Origin of the sequence: Ramlibacter paludis (genome assembly GCF_022012305.1) — a bacterium.
GTDB lineage: Bacteria > Pseudomonadota > Gammaproteobacteria > Burkholderiales > Burkholderiaceae_C > Ramlibacter > Ramlibacter paludis.
In genome coordinates, this window is sequence record NZ_JAKLTM010000001.1 from 303,610 (window position 1) to 319,693 (window position 16,084).

At 70.2% G+C, this 16,084-nt stretch carries 17 protein-coding genes; 4 read left to right on the top strand and 13 right to left on the bottom strand.

Annotated elements, in window-relative coordinates:
• Position 1: 1 nt before the first annotated feature.
• On the bottom strand, positions 2-934 hold the full coding sequence (locus tag LZ009_RS01540; RefSeq protein WP_275696117.1) for a GntR family transcriptional regulator: 933 nt from the start codon (positions 932-934) through the stop codon (positions 2-4).
• Between the two features lie 38 nt (positions 935-972).
• Positions 973-2,046: an isocitrate/isopropylmalate dehydrogenase family protein gene (locus LZ009_RS01545; RefSeq protein ID WP_275696118.1), complete on the bottom strand. Its 1,074-nt coding sequence runs from the start codon at positions 2,044-2,046 to the stop codon at positions 973-975.
• A gap of 138 nt (positions 2,047-2,184) precedes the next feature.
• On the opposite strand from LZ009_RS01545, the gene LZ009_RS01550 reads away from it, so the two are divergent.
• Positions 2,185-3,171, top strand: coding sequence for a Bug family tripartite tricarboxylate transporter substrate binding protein (locus LZ009_RS01550; RefSeq protein WP_275696119.1), 987 nt, complete (start codon positions 2,185-2,187; stop codon positions 3,169-3,171).
• 21 nt (positions 3,172-3,192) lie between these two features.
• Here LZ009_RS01550 and LZ009_RS01555 read toward each other — a convergent pair whose 3' ends face one another.
• On the bottom strand, positions 3,193-3,681 hold the full coding sequence (locus LZ009_RS01555) for a cupin domain-containing protein (protein ID WP_275696120.1): 489 nt from the start codon (positions 3,679-3,681) through the stop codon (positions 3,193-3,195).
• 79 nt (positions 3,682-3,760) lie between these two features.
• Here LZ009_RS01555 and LZ009_RS01560 point away from each other — a divergent pair, with 79 nt between their 5' ends.
• Complete coding sequence (locus LZ009_RS01560; RefSeq protein WP_275696121.1) at positions 3,761-4,180, top strand: helix-turn-helix domain-containing protein; 420 nt, start codon at positions 3,761-3,763, stop codon at positions 4,178-4,180.
• Here the strand turns inward: LZ009_RS01560 and LZ009_RS01565 are convergent.
• Genes LZ009_RS01565 through LZ009_RS01605 form a run of 9 tightly spaced genes read right to left on the bottom strand, consistent with a single transcriptional unit; the run spans position 4,128 to position 12,730 of the window.
• Entirely contained in the window at positions 4,128-4,544 is a 417-nt protein-coding gene (locus LZ009_RS01565; RefSeq protein WP_275696122.1) for a hypothetical protein, read from the bottom strand. The genes LZ009_RS01560 and LZ009_RS01565 overlap by 53 nt on opposite strands.
• A gap of 11 nt (positions 4,545-4,555) precedes the next feature.
• Entirely contained in the window at positions 4,556-5,803 is a 1,248-nt protein-coding gene (locus LZ009_RS01570) for an MFS transporter (protein WP_275696123.1), read from the bottom strand.
• A gap of 13 nt (positions 5,804-5,816) precedes the next feature.
• The gene (locus tag LZ009_RS01575) at positions 5,817-6,959 is read right to left on the bottom strand and encodes a CaiB/BaiF CoA transferase family protein (protein WP_275696124.1); all 1,143 of its coding nucleotides are present in this window, start codon (positions 6,957-6,959) and stop codon (positions 5,817-5,819) included.
• A gap of 14 nt (positions 6,960-6,973) precedes the next feature.
• The gene (locus LZ009_RS01580) at positions 6,974-7,843 is read right to left on the bottom strand and encodes an HpcH/HpaI aldolase/citrate lyase family protein (RefSeq protein ID WP_275696125.1); all 870 of its coding nucleotides are present in this window, start codon (positions 7,841-7,843) and stop codon (positions 6,974-6,976) included.
• Positions 7,840-9,066, bottom strand: coding sequence for an alpha-hydroxy acid oxidase (locus LZ009_RS01585; RefSeq protein WP_275696126.1), 1,227 nt, complete (start codon positions 9,064-9,066; stop codon positions 7,840-7,842). Before LZ009_RS01585 ends, LZ009_RS01580 begins: the two co-directional genes overlap by 4 nt.
• On the bottom strand, positions 9,063-10,034 hold the full coding sequence (locus tag LZ009_RS01590) for a Bug family tripartite tricarboxylate transporter substrate binding protein (RefSeq protein ID WP_275696127.1): 972 nt from the start codon (positions 10,032-10,034) through the stop codon (positions 9,063-9,065). The genes LZ009_RS01585 and LZ009_RS01590 overlap by 4 nt, the downstream gene beginning before the upstream one ends.
• Positions 10,035-10,066: 32 nt before the next feature.
• Complete coding sequence (locus tag LZ009_RS01595; protein ID WP_275696128.1) at positions 10,067-11,026, bottom strand: Bug family tripartite tricarboxylate transporter substrate binding protein; 960 nt, start codon at positions 11,024-11,026, stop codon at positions 10,067-10,069.
• Positions 11,027-11,049: 23 nt separating this feature from the next.
• A complete protein-coding gene (locus LZ009_RS01600; protein WP_275696129.1) occupies positions 11,050-11,742 on the bottom strand; it encodes an RraA family protein in 693 nt (230 codons plus the stop codon).
• 1 nt (position 11,743) lies between these two features.
• Positions 11,744-12,730, bottom strand: coding sequence for an NAD(P)-dependent oxidoreductase (locus LZ009_RS01605; RefSeq protein WP_275696130.1), 987 nt, complete (start codon positions 12,728-12,730; stop codon positions 11,744-11,746).
• Between the two features lie 75 nt (positions 12,731-12,805).
• On the opposite strand from LZ009_RS01605, the gene LZ009_RS01610 reads away from it, so the two are divergent.
• Entirely contained in the window at positions 12,806-13,711 is a 906-nt protein-coding gene (locus LZ009_RS01610) for a LysR family transcriptional regulator (RefSeq protein ID WP_275696131.1), read from the top strand.
• A gap of 34 nt (positions 13,712-13,745) precedes the next feature.
• Positions 13,746-14,834 (top strand): MBL fold metallo-hydrolase, encoded by a 1,089-nt coding sequence (locus LZ009_RS01615; protein WP_275696132.1) that lies wholly within the window; start codon positions 13,746-13,748, stop codon positions 14,832-14,834.
• A gap of 12 nt (positions 14,835-14,846) precedes the next feature.
• On the opposite strand, the gene LZ009_RS01620 is transcribed toward LZ009_RS01615, so the two are convergent.
• Complete coding sequence (locus LZ009_RS01620) at positions 14,847-15,992, bottom strand: glycerophosphodiester phosphodiesterase (RefSeq protein WP_275696133.1); 1,146 nt, start codon at positions 15,990-15,992, stop codon at positions 14,847-14,849.
• Between the last annotated feature and the right edge of the window lie 92 nt (positions 15,993-16,084).

Sequence of the window (16,084 nt, forward strand, 5' to 3'; positions counted from 1 at the left end):
TTCAAGCCTTGCGGGTCTTCGCAGGCGGTTGCGCTGCGCCCTCAGGTGCCTTGCGCTGCTTGGCGCCGTTCAGGTGCTCGCGCAGGTAATGCGCGGCCTCCATGCGTTCGCCCCGGCGCAGCAGGGCGATCAGTTCCAGGTGCTCGGTGCACTGCTGCACCATGTGGCTGGGATCGAGCTTCTTCCGGTACTCCACCAGCCGGCGCAGCTGGTTGACCTTCTTCAGCGCATCCAGCAGCAGGCGGTTGTGCGCGCCCGCGACGATCGTCTCGTGCAGGTGGACGCCTGGACGGAACAGTTCCGAGCGCGCCCACTTCTCGATGCCGCCGGAGAGCAGCTCCACCTGTTCCCGGTAGCACTTGTCCAGCTCCGCCAGGTCGATTGCATAGCCCGGCTCCAGCAATGCCGCCGGTTCGATGATCATGCGGAAGCGGTAGCTCTCGCGATAAGCCTCGGGCGTGTTCAGCAGCGGCTGGAACATCCAGCCGCGCCCGGGCTTGCGCTCGATCATCCCCTCGCGCGCCATCCGGTGCAGCACGCGCTGGATCTGCAGGCGGCTCGCGTCGTAGCGCTGCATCAGCTCGGTTTCGGCGATCTCCTCGCCCAGCTTGGCGGCCAGGCGGTCGTCGGCGACCGCGAGGTACAGGGCTTCATCCGAATCCGCGCGCTGCGGCACGGCCAGCGATCCCAGTTCGCCCGGCGGCCTGGCCACCTGGAAGCCCTTGTTCGGCTCGGAGCGAACGACACCCGCGGTCTCCAGGAACTGCAGGGCCCGGCGCACCGGCGAACGGGACACACCCAGCTCGTCGCACAGCACCTGCTCGGTCAGGCGGTGGCCGACTTCGAATCCCTCGCGCCGGATCATGGCCACGATCTGGTTGGCCAGCGCGGGCACCAGCGCGCTAACGTTTTCGGGAAGCCGGACTGCCTTCATGCGCCTAGCGTACCGCAAGCAGGCTCGCGATACGTCGCTCAGGCCGCCTGGATCGCGCGGGCCACGGCGGTGCCGAACGCCTTGCAGCCCGTGTCGCCGCCGAGGTCGCGCGTGCGCAGCTTCGGGTCTTCCAGCACCCGGTCGACGGCGCGCTGCATGGCGTCGCCGGCACGCTGCAGCGCCTGGACCTGCTTGTGGTCGCCCATCCAGCGAATCAGCATGGCCACCGACAGGATCATCGACGTCGGGTTGGCGATGTCCTTGCCGGCAATCGTGGGCGCCGAGCCGTGCTGGGCCTGGGCGCAGCAGAGGGTGTCGCTCGCCATCACCGAGCCGGCCAGGCCCAGGCTGCCGGAGAGTTCGCTGGCCAGGTCGGACAGGATGTCGCCGTAGAAGTTGGTCGCGACGATGACGTCGAAGCGCTCCGGTTCGCGCACCAGGTGCGCGGTGGACGCGTCGACCAGCAGGTCGTCCAGCTGCACCTGCGGAAAGTCCTTCGCCACGTGGCGCACCGCTTCCAGGAAGAGGCCGTCGGTCATGTGGAAGCTGTTGGCCTTGTGGATCGCGGTGACCTTCCGGCGGCGGGTCATCGCCAGCTCGAAGGCGCGGCGGGCGATGCGTTCGCTGCAGTGGCGCGTGATCTTGCGGGTGGACAGCGCCATGTCGGGGCTGGGCATCACCTCGCCCCAGCCGCGCGTCATGTTGCGGTCAGGATAGAAGCCCTCGGTGGCCTCGCGCATGATGACCAGGTCCATGCTCTTGCCGGCTTTCATGTTGGACTCGAGGAAGGGCCGCGTGCGCGCCGGGCGCACGTTGGCATAGAGGTCCAGCCCGATGCGGAAGCCGGCCGACACGTTGCGGCCGCCCTGCTCCGGCGCGGGGTAATCGGCATGCGACTGCGTGCCCAGGATGACGCCGTCGTAGGTCTTGGCGCGCTCCAGCACTTCCTGCCGCAGCGTCGTGCCGAACTTGGCCAGGCTTTCGAAGCCGACCACGTCGTGGTCGAAGGCGAGCCCGAGCTCGAAGCGGCGGTCCGCGGCCTGCAGCACCTCCATGGAAGCGGCGACGATTTCGGGGCCGATCCCGTCGCCGGGGAGGACCAGGATGTTCATGGGGGTGTTCCTTTCAGATGTACCAAGAGTGTTCCGCTGGACGATACATGGATCCGAGGGTAATCCTCTAGACCGCGTTTTTATTGTACTGAAGAACTCGTTAGTACAATCAAATCCTGACTGGAGGCAACGACGACCATGAAGAGACGAACGCTGAAGACCCTCGCCGGACTGCTGCTGGCCGCCGCCAGCGCGGGCGCCATCGCGCAGACGGCGCCTTTCCCGTCCAGGACGATCACCATGGTCGTCCCTTATGCGCCGGGCGGCAGCTCCGACACGCGCGCGCGCCAGGTGGCCGGCAAGATGGCCACCCTCCTGGGCGTGCCGGTGGTCGTGGACAACAAGCCGGGCGCGGCCGGCAACATCGGCACCGACTTCATCGCCAAGGCCAACCCGGACGGGCATGTCATCGGCATCGGCAACCTTGCGCCGCTGGCGGTGAACAAGTACCTGTTCAACAAGATGAACTTCGACGCGGCGACCGACGTCACGCCGATCGCGCTGATCGAAAAGGGCCCGCTGGTGCTGCTGGTGAGCGCCGACAAGTCGCCCTTCAAGTCCTTCGCCGACGTCGTCGCCTACGGCAAGGCCAATCCCGGAAAACTGAGCTACGCCTCGGCCGGCACCGGCGGCTCGTTCCACCTGGCGGGCGAACTGCTGGAAGACGCGACCGGCGTGCCGATGCTGCACGTGCCTTACAAGGGCGGCGGGCCCGCGACCACCGACCTGCTGGCCGGCAACGTCAGCTTCATGTTCGACATGGTTCCCGCCTCGCTGCCGTATGCGAAGGCCAACCCGCCCAAGGCGCGGGCGCTGGCCGTGGCCAACGACAAGCGCCTGCCGCAGTTCCCCGACGTACCGACCTTCGCCGAGCTGGGCATCAAGGGCCTGGAAGTGTCCAACTGGTTCGGCGTCATTGCGCCCAAGGGGACGCCGGCGGCCGTCGTCGCGAAGCTGAACGACGCGGTGAACCGCGCGCTGAAGGACCCCGAGCTGGCCGAGCGCATCACCTCGCAAGGCAACGTGATCGGCGGCGGCAGCGCGGAGGAGTTCGGCCGGTTCATTGCCGCGGAATCCGCGCGCTGGGGCAAGGTGATCAAGGAGAAGAAGATCCAGGCCGACTGAAGCGGCCAGGTCGGCGCGCCGTCAGCCCTGCACCCCCTGGTACTTGCCGCGCGCGACCTTCTCCAGGTTCACCCCTTCGATGCGCACCAGGCGGTTCGGCCCCGAGCGGCCCGGCGCATGGATGGCGCCCTCGTTGTACAGGTGCGCATCCCCGGGCTTGAGCGTGTATTCGGCCACCTTCTTCACCTGGCCGGGCGCGACGATTTCCCAGTCGCTCATCACGGTCTCGCCGTCGGCCTGGCCGTAGATGGCCCAGGAGTTGCCATGGTCGTGCGGGCCCCCCTTGCGGGCGTCGGTGTAACGGTGCGCCAGGATGCAGAAGCCGAGCTGCGGATCCTCGTAGACGATCTTGCGCTCGGGCGAATCGGCGTCGAACAGGGATTCGACGAAGGGGCGGTCCTGGAGCGCGTCGCGCAGCAGCGCGGCGACCTGCTCGCGGCCGGCGGGATCGTTGCGCTCCTGCAGCACGGCACGGACGGCGGCGGCAAGGGTGTTGAGGGTGTGGGACATGAAGGACTCCTGGTTGACGGTGATTGAACGTCCTTGCACGATACGAACTCAAGTCGACTTGAAGTCAAGGGGATTCTGCATGGACATCGGCGAAGTGGCGAGGCGCTCGGGCCTGACCGCGGCGACGCTGCGCTTCTACGAGGAGAAGGGGCTGATCCGCTCGGTCGGCCGCGAAGGCTTGCGGCGACGTTTCGACCCGCGCGTGCTCGACCAGCTGGCGCTCATCGGCCTGGGCCAGGCGGCCGGCTTCACGCTCGAGCAGATCGGCGGCATGTTCGGTCCGGGCGGCGGCACCAGCATCGACCGCAAGCTGCTGGCCGCCAAGGCCGACGAGATCGATGCGCTCGTGGTCCGCCTGCAGTCGGTGAGCAAGGGCCTGCGCCACGCGGCCGTCTGCCCGGCGCCCAGCCACGGCGAGTGCCCGACTTTCCAGCGCCTGCTGCGCGCTACAGCACGAAAGGCAGGCTGGCGCAGATTGCCAGCAATTGCGCGACGTTGAGCGCCATGCCCAGCACGTGCCAGCGGCGGAAGCTGCGGATCGCCGGTGCGTCATGCGCGCTCATCGTGGCCCGCAACCTGTCCATGTGGCCCAGGATGATCCGGCGGCTGAAGTAGGCAACGGCCACCACGCCGGCCAGCACCAGCGTGACCACGGGCCTGTGCACCAGCGCATGCGCCAGCACGCCCAGGCCGGCCACCACCATCACGGCCTTGTAGTAGACGTCGAACAAGCCGCGGATGAAGCGCGCGTCCAGCGGCGTGTCGTGCTTCAGGATCATGAGCGGCAGCGAGCCGAGCATGAAGAAGCCCATCCACACCAGCAGCAGCACGATGGTGGCGAAGGGCGCGGCGTTGACGAGCATCGATCGTCCTTTCAAGCGGCCGGCGCGGCGGCGCGGGATCCCATCCAGTAGGCCAGCAGGCCCAGCACCGCCAGCAGGAGCAAGGCCGACCCGACCAGCGAGGCGTGGATGCCGAACGCGCTGCCGCCCAGCCCCACGGTGATGCCGGCAAAGGCGCGCAGGCCCAGCGCCGACATGTTGTACAGGCCGATCACGCGGCCGCGCGAGGCAGCCGGCGCGTGCACCTGCACCAGGGTCATGGCGATGCTGCTGAAGGCCAGCTCGCAGACGCCGGCGACGAACAGCAGCAGCAGCGCGATGCCGTAGGTGGAAGTGGCCGCGAAGCCGGCCAGCGCCAGGCACCAGGCCATGGCCATGAGCAGCGCCGCGCGCGGCGTGGTCGGCAGCAGGCCGGCGCGGCTTTCCAGCAGCAGGCCCGCGAACAGGGCGCCTGCCGCATCGGCGGCCAGCAGCATGCTGTAGGTGACGCCCGCATCGCCGTGGCCGAGGTCGTGCGCGAAGCCCGGCATCTGCGCCTGGTAGCTGTTGCCGACGAAGAAGGAGGCGCAGCCGGCCAGCAGGATCATCGCGGCCAGCAGGCGCTGCGAGCGCACTTCGGCGATGGTGCGCGTGATGTCGGCCAGCCCGCGCACCGCGCGCGGCGGCGCGGCCGGCCGCGACTGGAAGCGCGGGCCATAGGGCGCCTTCCACAGCCACAGGATGGCCGGCAGGAAGAACAGCGCGTTCAGCAGCAGGCCGTAGCGCGGGCCGATGGTGAGCATGATGGCGCCGCCCACCGCCGGCCCCACCAGCACGCCCAGCGTGCGCGCCGTCGCGTTCAGCCGCACCGCGCTGGCCAGGGCCGGCGCCGGCACGATGTCGTGCAGCAGCATCTGGCTCGCGCCCTGCCACAGCACGCCGGCGCAGCCGTGGATGACCAGCAGCGCCATCGCATGCCACAGCTGCAGGGTGTCGGTGATGAAGAACCAGGCCCAGCCCAGCGAGGCGGTGATGAACAGCGCCATGCCGCACTGGATGATGCGGCGCGGGTCGAAGCGGTCGGCCAGCGCGCCGGCGGGCACCGAGAACAGCAGGAAGGGCAGCCAGTGCGAGACCACCGCGAAGCCGCCGAGGGCCGGCGAGTGGAACTTCTGGAACGCCATCCAGTAGCTGATGACGTGCTCGATGTTGTCGGCCATCATGGCCAGCAGGTAGGTGCCGAAGTGCGCCTGGTAGCCGCGGATGCGCAGCGCGGCGAAGGAGCGGGCGGTGTCTGCCATGTGCCGGGCGAGTCTATCCGGCCTGGTCCGCTTCCTTGCGCAGCTGCTCCCCATGTTCGTCCAGCGCCGGCGCCGCGAAGGGCGCGGGGCCCGGCGTGCGGCCGAATTTCCAGGCGCCGGCAAAGCCGCGGTAGCCGCCCACGGTGGGATGCTCGAAGCGCTGGATCATGTCTTCGCTGGCGACCTGCGGGAAGTCGAACATGTCCTCGACGTCGCGCGACGCGGCGCAAGGCACTTCTTCGCCGAACAGCGTCTCCCACTCCAGCGCGCTGCGCTGCGCCAGCGCCGCATGCAGCTTCGGCACGATCTCCTGCGCATGCTGCGCGCGCTTGCGCACGCTGTCGTAGCGCTCGACCAGCAGTGCCTCCAGGCCCGTCTTGCGGCACAGCGCCTGCCAGAAGTGCGGCGTGTTGGCGGAGATGTAGAGCCAGCCCTCGCGGGTGGGGTGGATGCCGGTGATGCCGCCCGAGCGCATGTCGCGCCCGCCGACGTCGCGCGGCTCGCTGTCGGCCCAGACCAGGCGCGCGGACTGCATGGCCAGCGCCGAGCGCAACAGCGACACGCCCACGTACTGGCCTTCGCCGCTTTTCTCGCGTTCGTACAAAGCCGCCGACACGCCGCCGCTCACCAGCGAGGCCGCGTAGTAGTCGACCACCGATCCGTAAAGGATGCCGGGCGGGCCGCCCGCCGGACCCTGCAGCGCCGCCATGCCGGTCATGGTCTGCAGCACCTGGTCGTAGCCGGCCTTCTCGCGCAGCGGCCCGTCCTCGCCATAGCCGGTGACGGCGCAGTAGACGAGGCGCGGATTGACGGCGCGCAGCTGTTCGTAGGCGATGCCCAGGCGCGGCGGCACCTCGGGGCGGAAGTTGTGCACCAGCACGTCGGCGGTGCGCACCAGCGCCAGCAGCCGCCGCATATCGTCGGGCTGCTTCAGGTCCAGCACCATGCCGCGCTTGCTGCGGTTCACGCCGAGGAAGGCGCGGCTTTCCGCTTCCAGCGTCGAGGGGTATTTGCGCAGGTTGTCGCCGGCGGGCGGCTCGATCTTGAGCACCTCGGCGCCCAGGTCGGCCAGCAGCGCGCAGCCGTAGGGGCCGGCGATGTAGGCGCTCAGGTCGAGGACGCGGATGCCGGCCAGCGGCCCTTGGGATGCGTTCATGGACGGCTTTCGGTTCAGGCGCCGGGCAACAGTCCCAGCCGGCGCGCGGTGTCGACGATGGCGCGTGCGCGCAGCAGGAAGGGCCGGTCGATCATGCGGCCGTCGACGAGGAAGGCGCCGACGCCGGCGGCCTCGGCCTGCTGCGCCGCCTGCGTCACGCGGTGCGCGTGCGCGATCTCCTCGTCGCTCGGACGGAAAGCGGCGTTGGCCAGCGCGACCTGGCTGGGATGGATGCAGGTCTTGCCGGCGTAGCCGAGGCGGCGCGCGAGCTGCGCCTCGGCCAGGTAGCCCTCGGTGTCGCGCACGTCGGCAAAGGCGCCGTCGTACGCGGCCACGCCCGCTTCGCCGGCGGCCATGCGCACTGCAAACAGGACTTGCTGCACGGCGACGGTTTCGCGGCGCGCGATGCCCAGCGGCTCGAACAGGTCGCCCAGCCCCACCTGCAGGCCCATCACCCGCGGGTCGGCGCCGGCCATCGCGGCGGCGGCGCGCAAGGCGCGCGGCGTCTCGATGTTCAACAGCAGTTGCACCGGCTCGGCGACACCGTTGGCGCGCTCGGCGCGCGCGATGGCCTCGGCGGCGGCGCGCACGTCGGCGGCGGATTCCGGCTTGGGCAGATTCAGCACCTGCAGGCCGGGCTGCACGACGGCGGCCAGGTCGGCTTCGAAGTGCGGCGTGTCCATCGCGTTGACGCGCACGATGACCAGCTTGCCGTGCGTGTCCGGGCCGGCGCGCAGCCAGTCGCCGACGGTGACTCGCGCTTCGGCCTTGCGCTCCTCGGCCACCGCGTCTTCCAGGTCGATCGAAATCCCATCGGCTTCGCCGGCCAGCGCCTTGGCGAACAGTTCCGGCCGCGAGCCGGGCACGAACAGCTTGCTTCTCATGCCCCGCAGGATAGCGCCGGCACGACGCGGCCGTCGCGCACCTGCTCCAGCCGCGTGATGCCCAGCAGCGCCATGTTGCGGTGGATCTCCTGCTGCAGCAGCGCGATGCCGTGGGCCGCGCCGGCTTCGCCGCCGACCGCGGCCGCATAGAGGAAGGGCCGGCCGACGAAGACGAAGCGGGCGCCCAGCGCGATCGCTTTCAGCACGTCGCTGCCGCGGCGCACGCCGCTGTCCATCATCACCGGCAGCCCGGGCACCGCGGCCACCACCGCCGGCAAGGCCTGCAGCGGCGAGATCGCGCCATCGAGCTGGCGGCCGCCGTGGTTGGAAACGATCAGGCCGTCGGCGCCGCAATCACGCGCGTCGCGGGCGTCCTCCGCGCTCAGGATGCCCTTGACGACCAGGTTGCCTTTCCAGCGGGCGCGGATCAGCCGCAGGTGCTCCCAGCCCAGGTGGTCGCGCGCGCCGAAGTCGCGCACGGCGTTGCGGGACAGGATGGGTGCGCCGCGCACGGCCTGCGAATTCTCGAAGTGCGGCATGCCGTGCGTGACCAGCGTGCGCAAGGCCGTGCCGACAAGCCAGCGCGGATGCGTGAGGCCCTGCCAGGCCAGCGACACGCTGGGCCGCAAGGGGCTGGAGAAACCGACGCGCACATGGTTCTCGCGATTGCCGGACACGGCGGTGTCGGCCGTCACGACCAGCGTGCCGTAGCCGGCGCGGGCCACGCGGTCGACCAGCGCCTCGATGCGCGCCGGCTCGCCCGGCACGTAGGCCTGGAACCAGGCATCGGCGTTCGCCGCGCGCACGTCTTCCAGCGCGATCAGGCCGGTGCCGCTGCACAGCATGGGAATGTTGGCCGCGGCGGCGGCACGCGCCAGCGCGATGTCGCCGCGGTAGGCGCTCAGCGCGCACATGCCCATGGGCGCGATGCCGAAGGGCGCGGACCAGGTGTGGCCGAACAGCGGGGTGGCCTGCGAGCGCTGCGCCACGCCCTGCAGGACGCGCGGCACGAAGCGCCAGGCGTCGAAGGCGCTGCGGTTTTCGTGCAAGGAGGTGTCGGTCTCGCAGCCGCCCGCCACGTAGCCGAACACCGGCCGCGGCAGCAGGCGGCGCGCGGCCGGCTCGAAGTCCTCCAGCGAGAGGATGCCGCGCAGGCGCCGCGGCGTGCCGGGCGCCACGGTGCGCGAACCGCCGCTCGCGGCGAGGACGCCCGACGCGCTCATTCCGGCTTGATGTCGGCGGCCTTGGCCACCTGCTTCCAGCGCTCGATCTCCTGCGCGATGAAGGCCTCGAACTCCGCCGGCTTCATCGACGCGGGCTCCGCGCCTTCCTTCAGGAAGAACTCCTTCATGTCGGCCGACAGGATGATCTTGTTGATCTCGGTGTTGAGGCGGTCCACCACCGGCTGCGGCGTGCCCGCCGGTGCCAGCACGCCCCACCACAGCTCGCTCGCGCTGCCCTTGTAGCCGGACTGCTCCAGCGAAGGCAGGTCGGGCGCGACCGGCGAACGCGTGGCCGAGGTCACGGCCAGCGCTCGCACGCGGCCGCCCTTCACCTGGCCGAGGATCGAGGGCGCACTGGCCACCAGCACCTGGATCTGGCCGCCCAGCAGGTCGTTGGTGGCCGGCCCCATGCCCTTGTACGGCACGTGCGTCATCCGGATGTTGGCCGCATCGGTGAACAGCTCGGTGGCGAAGTGGTTGATGCTGCCCGCGCCCGAGGTGCCGTAATTCAGCTTGCCCGGATTGGCCTTGGCCGCCGCGACGAGTTCGCCGATGGTCTTGTACGGCGAGTCGTTCGACACGGTGATCAGCATCGGGCCCTTGCCCAGCATGGCCACCGGCTTGAAGCTCTTGATCGCGTCGTACTGCAGGTTGGTGCGGATCGCCGCACCGGTGGTGAAGGTGGACGAGAGCACCACCAGGTTGTAGCCATCGGGCGGCGCCTTGGCGACGAAGGCGTTGGCCAGCACGCCGCCGCCCGCGGGCTTGTTGTCCACCACCACCGGCTGCCCGAGCGCTTCGGACAGCTTCTTGCCGATGGCACGGGCGAAGGTGTCGTTGGAACCGCCGGGCGCGCTGCCCACCACCAGCGTGATGGGCTTGGCGGGCCAGGCCTGCGCCTGCGCCGCACCGGCAACGGCCAGGGCGCAGGCGAATGCGAGCGCGCCGCGCACAACCAAAGTCTTCATGCTTGTCTCCTTGTGTTCTGGACTGCGAGGCTTCACTCGATGCGGATGTTGGCCTCGCGGATCAGCGTACCCCATTTCGCATGCTCGGCGCGGATGTAGGCGGCGAACTGCTGCGCCGTGCCGGGCGTGGGCTCGCTGCCTTCCTGCGCCAGCTTCTCCTTGACCTCCGGCCGCGCCAGCACCTTCACCGTTTCCGCATTGATGCGCGCGACGATGTCGGCCGGCATGCCCGCCGGGCCTACCAGGCCCAGCCAGGTGGTGGCGTCGAAACCGGGATAGCCATGTTCGGCAATGGCGGGCACGTTGGGCAGCGCACCGATGCGCTTGGCCGAGCTCACCGCCAGCGCGCGGATCTTGCCCGCGGTGAGCTGCGGCATCACCGACACCGTGCTGCCGAAGTAGGTTTCCACCGTGCCACCCAGCAGGTCGGTCATGGCCGGCCCGGCGCCCTTGTACGGCACCTGCAGCACCTGGAGGTTGGCGCGCCGCTCCAGCATCTCGCCGGCCAGGTGGCCCACGGTGCCGTTGCCGGCCTGGGCCACGCCGATCTTGCGCGTCTTGGCGGCCGCCACGAAATCGGCAAAGGTCTTGAAGGGCGAGTCGGGGCGCACCACCAGCACCACCGGCTGTTCCGACACCGACACGATGGGCGTCAGGTCCTTGAGCGGATCGAAAGGCATCTTCGCGTACAGCGCCGGATTGATGGCGAGGTTGGCTGCCTGCCCCATGCCGATGGTGTAGCCGTCGGGCGCGGCCTTGGCCACCGCGTCCAGGCCGATGTTGCCGCCGGCGCCGGGCTTGTTGTCGATGACGATGGTCCAGCCCAGCGCCGTGGTGAGCTTCTCCGCGATCAGCCGGGAGGTGGCGTCGGTGCCGCCGCCGGGCGGGAAAGGCACCACCAGGCGGATGGGCCGCGCCGGATAGCCGCCCTGCGCGAAGGCCGGGGCCAGGGTGGCGGCGGCTGCGCCGGCGAGGAATTGGCGTCTCTGCATGCTTGTCTCCTTTGTCGTTCGTCTCAGACCGGGCAACCCTTCTGGCGCAGCAGGGCGTTGAAGCGTTCGGGGTCGGGCGCACCGGCCTTGTTGCCGGCGCGGATCTTGTCTTCGCGCGCCGCATGCGCGCGCACCAAGGGCAACAGGGTAGCAACTTGCGAGGCCGGCACGGCCAGTACGCCGTCGGCGTCGCCCAGGACCAGGTCGCCGGGCGCCACGCTCATGCCGGCGCAGGCGACGGGCACGTTCACCTCGCCGGGGCCGTCCTTGCTGGGGCCGCGGTGGGTGTGGCCGCGCGCGTAGACCGCGATGCCGCCTTCGGCCCACTCGGCCAGGTCGCGCACGGCGCCGTCGACCACGAAGCCGGCGATGCCGCGGGCGATGGCGGTGGTGCGCATCAGGCCGCCGATGAGGGCCTGCGTGAGGTCGCCGGCGCCGTCGATCACGATCACGTCGCCGGGCTGCGCCATCTGCAGCGCCACGTGGATCATCAGGTTGTCGCCGGGGCGCACGCGCACCGTGAGGGCCGGGCCGCACAGGTGCAGCTTGAGGTCGGCGTGGTAGGCCGTGAGGCCCAGCGCGCCGACGCTGCGGCCCAGGCTGTCGCTGGCGTGCGCGACGGGGACGCCGCGGAAGGCGGCGAGGAGTTCGAGGTCCACGGACTCGACGCGGGGGTGGACTGCGTAGCCGGGAGGCCAGGCGGCTGTGTTGCTCATGTCAGGCGATGGTGGTGGTCTGGAGGGTGGCGGGATTGACGCAGCTGCGCGCGTCCGGCGGGTTACCTTGCAGGAAGGAGAGCACGTTGCGCGCGGCGCCTTCCGCCATGGCGGCAAGCGCCGCGGCGGTGGAGCCGCCCACGTGCGGCGTGAGCACCACGTTGTTCAGGTGGGTCAGCGGATGGTCGGCGGGCAACGGTTCGGTGGCCATGGTGTCGAGGCCGACGCCGGTGACGCGGCCATCGCCCAGCCGCTCGATGAGGGCCGCTTCGTCGACGACTTCGCCGCGCGCGGTGTTCACCAGCAGCGCGCCACGCGGCAGGCGGTCGAGCGCGGCGGCGTCGAGCAAGTTGCGGGTCGCGCGGGTCAGCGGCACGTGCAGGCTCAGCACGTCGCTCACCGGCAGCAGCGATTCGAGGCTCGCATGGAGCTGCACGCCGGCCACCGGCGACGGGCCGGCGAGCATCGGGTCGTGCGCATGCACCTCCATGCCCAGCGCCTGCGCCACGCGCGCGACGCGCTGGCCGACCTGGCCGAAGCCCAGCAGGCCCAGGCGGCGGCCGCCCAGCTGCAGGCCGTCCTGCGCGCGGGTCCAGCGGCCTTCGCGCAGTTCGTGGTCCAGGTGCGCGATGCGGCGGGCCACGGCGAGCATCAGGCCGATGGTGAGTTCGGCCACCGACTGCGCGTTGGCGCCCGGCGTCACGTACACCGGGATGCCGCGCTGCGTGGCGGCGTCGACGGCGATGTTGCTCACGCCGACGCCGTGCTTGGAGATCACCTTCAGGCTGGGGCAGGCCGCGATGGCGGCGGCGGAGAGATCGACCGTGCGCGAGATCACGGCGTCGAAGGGCTGGGCGGCGAGTTGCGCCTCGACTTCGGCGGCGCCGTCGCCATCGCGCAGGAAGGCGACGTCGCAGCCGTGCTGCTGCAGCAGGGCCAGCCCCGCCGGCGCCAGCCTGGCCGCGGTCACGAAAACCTTGAACGTCATGGCGGCGGATTCTGGAAGGCGGGATTCATTCCGTCCATTCGATAATGCTCATGGATTCATGACCCGAAGCAATCGATGGACCTGCACCTGCGCGACCTGCGCTTCTTCGAGACCGTGGCCGACCTGGGCCACCTGGGCCAGGCGGCGGAACAGGTGGGCCGCTCGCAGCCGGCGCTGACCAAGTGCATCCAGCGGCTGGAGCTGCAGATCGGCAGCCCGCTGTTCGAGCGCGCCGGCCGCGGCATCCGCCTCACGCCGGTCGGCGAGGTGCTGCTGGCGCGCTGCCGCCTGCTGCGCGCGGCCAGCGACGAAGTGCTGCGCGAGGTGCGCGACTTCGCGCAGGGCTCGGCCGGCCAGGTCGCGCTGGGCAGCGGCCCGATCGCGGCCGAACACCTGGTGCCCGAGCTGTGCCGCGCGGTGCTGGCCGACATGCCGCGGGTGAAGATGGACGTGATGGTGGGCCCGAGCTTCGAGCTGCGTTCGCTGCTGCGCCAGGGCAAGCTCGACCTGCTGGTGGGCCTGGCGGTCGACAGCGACCCGGAGCTGGTGTCGCATCCGCTGGTGGAAGACGTGGTGGTGGTCGCGGCCGACCGCAAGCACCCGGTGTTCGAGCGCGCGCGGGTGACCATGCCCGCCTTGCTCGACTACGGCTGGGCGCTGCCCAGCGCGCACATCCCCAGCCGCCAGTGGCTGGACCTGGCCTTCAGCGGCCGCGGCTTGCCGGCACCCGACGTCAAGGTCGAAAGCGGCTCGATCGCCCTGCTGCCGCGCATGGTGGAGCGCACGCAGTTGCTCACCTTCGTCTCGCGCCACACCCTGTCTCTGGAGCGCGGCGCCGCGCTGCGCGAGGTGAAGCTGCAGGCGACGACGCTGCGCCGCAGCCTGGGCGTGACGCACCGGCGCGCGGGTTACCTGTCGCCGGCGACGCAGCGGGTGCTGAAGCTGTTGAAGCAGAAGGGCAAGAGCTTTTTCTCGCCTTGACGCTATGCTGTCGGCTCCAACGCGGAGGCCTCCCATGAAACGCTTCGCCTGCGGCTGCCTGCTGCCGCTCTTCAGCGCGCTGCTGCCCACCGACGCGAGCGCCGAGGGCTGCGACCCGCGCTACCTGAAGTCGCCGCAGTTCGGCGCCGAGGACTGCCGCTTCCAGAACCCGCCCAATCCCGATGCCAAGCCACAGCGATCGAGCTGGGACATCTGGAAGCGCTTCGTGCTGGAGTCCAAGCAGGGCACGGTGCCGGTCGACCCGATTCCCGTGCGCATGCTCGATCGCGCCGCGCTGGCCGCGCTCGACGTCACTGCCAACCACATCATCCGCCTCGGCCACTCGTCGCACCTGCTCAAGCTGCGCGGCAAGTACTGGCTGATCGACCCCGTGTTCGGGCCGCGCGCATCCCCGGTCACCTGGGCCGGGCCGCTGCGCTTCCACGCGCCGCCGCTGGCGCTCGCCGACGTGCCACCCATCGAGGCGCTGGTGCTCTCGCACGACCACTACGACCATCTCGACGTGCCGACCATCGAGGCGCTGAAGGACCGTGTGCAGCGCTACCTGGTGCCGCTGGGCGTGGGTGCGCGGCTGCGCGACTGGGGCATCGCCGCCGACAAGATCGAGGAATACGACTGGTGGCAGGAAGGCAAGTGGGGCGAAGTCACCGTGACGGCCGCGCCGGCGCAGCACTTCTCGGGCCGCACGCTGTGGGACCGCAACAAGACGCTGTGGGCCTCATGGTCGCTGCGCAGCGGCAACGACCACATCTTCTACAGCGGCGACTCGGGCTACTTCGCCGGTTTCGCGGAGATCGGCAAGCGGCTGCCGAAGATCGACGTCGCCCTGATGGAAAACGGCGCCTACGACAGCTACTGGCCGCAGGTGCACATGGCGCCCGAGGAAACCGTGCGCGCCTTCCAGGACCTGGGCGCGCGCACGCTCTACCTGGTGCACAACAGCACCTTCGACCTCGCCTTCCACGGCTGGCGCGAGCCGCTGGAGCGCGTGTCGGCGCTGGCGCAGCAGCGCGGCATCGACCTCGCCACGCCGGAGATCGGGGAGGTGTTGACGATGGGGAAGGCGCGCGTCAACAAGCGCTGGTGGGAAGGCTTGCGCTAGTCGCCCCGCCCTTCACCGCAGGATGGCGTTCCGCGCCGCCACGCCCGTGCCCGGGAAATCGGTGAACAGCCCGTCCACCCCCAGCCGCATGTAGTACTCCATCTCCGCCTGCGGGTCCTGGAAGCCATAGCCGCTGGCGTCGTTGCGGAAGGTCCAGGTGTGCACCAGCAAACCGCGCGCATGCGCCGCTTCGATCACGCCGGTGCTGCCGTCCACGCGCCGGTCGTTGATGGTCAGCTTGCCGTCGCCGGTGCGGTCGATGCCGTCGTTCACCGTCTTCACCAGGTAGGGCTTCCAGGGACCGACCGCGTCGGCATAGGTCTTGACGAAGTCCAGGCCCGTGCCGGTCAGCAGGTCGGCGAAAGTGCGCGCATCGCCGCTCACGACGAAGTCGTACGGCTGCCGGTAGGGCGCCACCAGCGACATGCTGCCGTCGTCGTTCACGTCGTCCGCGTCGACCAGCTGCACGAGGCGGATGTTGGTCTTCGTGTTCAGGTACTGCAGGTTGGCGACCTCGAAGGACTGGATGAACACCGGCGCGTCCATCGCGTTGCCGTAGGCCGCGTGCAGGGTCGCGACCAGCTTGTCCTCGAACACGTTGGCGCCGAAGATGCCCGCGTGGAAGGTGGAGTGCTTGATCTCCGGATAGATGCCCACCGTGCGGCCGCGGCTCGCCCCCTCGCTCTTCACGAAGGCGATGACCTCGTCGAGCGTCGGGATCGGATAGAGGCCGTCGAACTCCTTGGACCGGCCCGCCGTGGCCTGCACGGCGCGCAGCGTCTTCAGTTCGGCCAGCGTGAAGTCGCTGGCGAAGTACGCCGTCGTGGCCACGCCATCCAGGTTCTTCGTGCTGCGGCGCGAGGCGGGGAACTTGGTCGCCACGTCGGTCGTCGCATCGAGCACCGGCTCGTGCCGCGCCACCATCACGCCGTCCTTCGTCAACACCAGGTCCGGCTCGACGAAATCGGCGCCCAGTTCGATGGCCCGCCGGTACGACTCCAGCGTGTGCTCCGGCCGCTCGCCGGCCGCGCCGCGGTGGCCGATCACCAGCGGCGGGCTGCCCTGCAAGGTCTTGAAGATGGGATCGCCGGCGCCGCCGCCGCACGCTGCGGCCAGCAGGGGAAGCGCCAGCGCGATGAACAAAGACCGGATCTGCATGCCTTGTCTCCTCGTCTCACGAAAAACCCGCACTGTCGGGGCGGCGCATGACCGTCGTGTGACAGGGCCCGTCGGGTAGAGTGCGCTCTTTC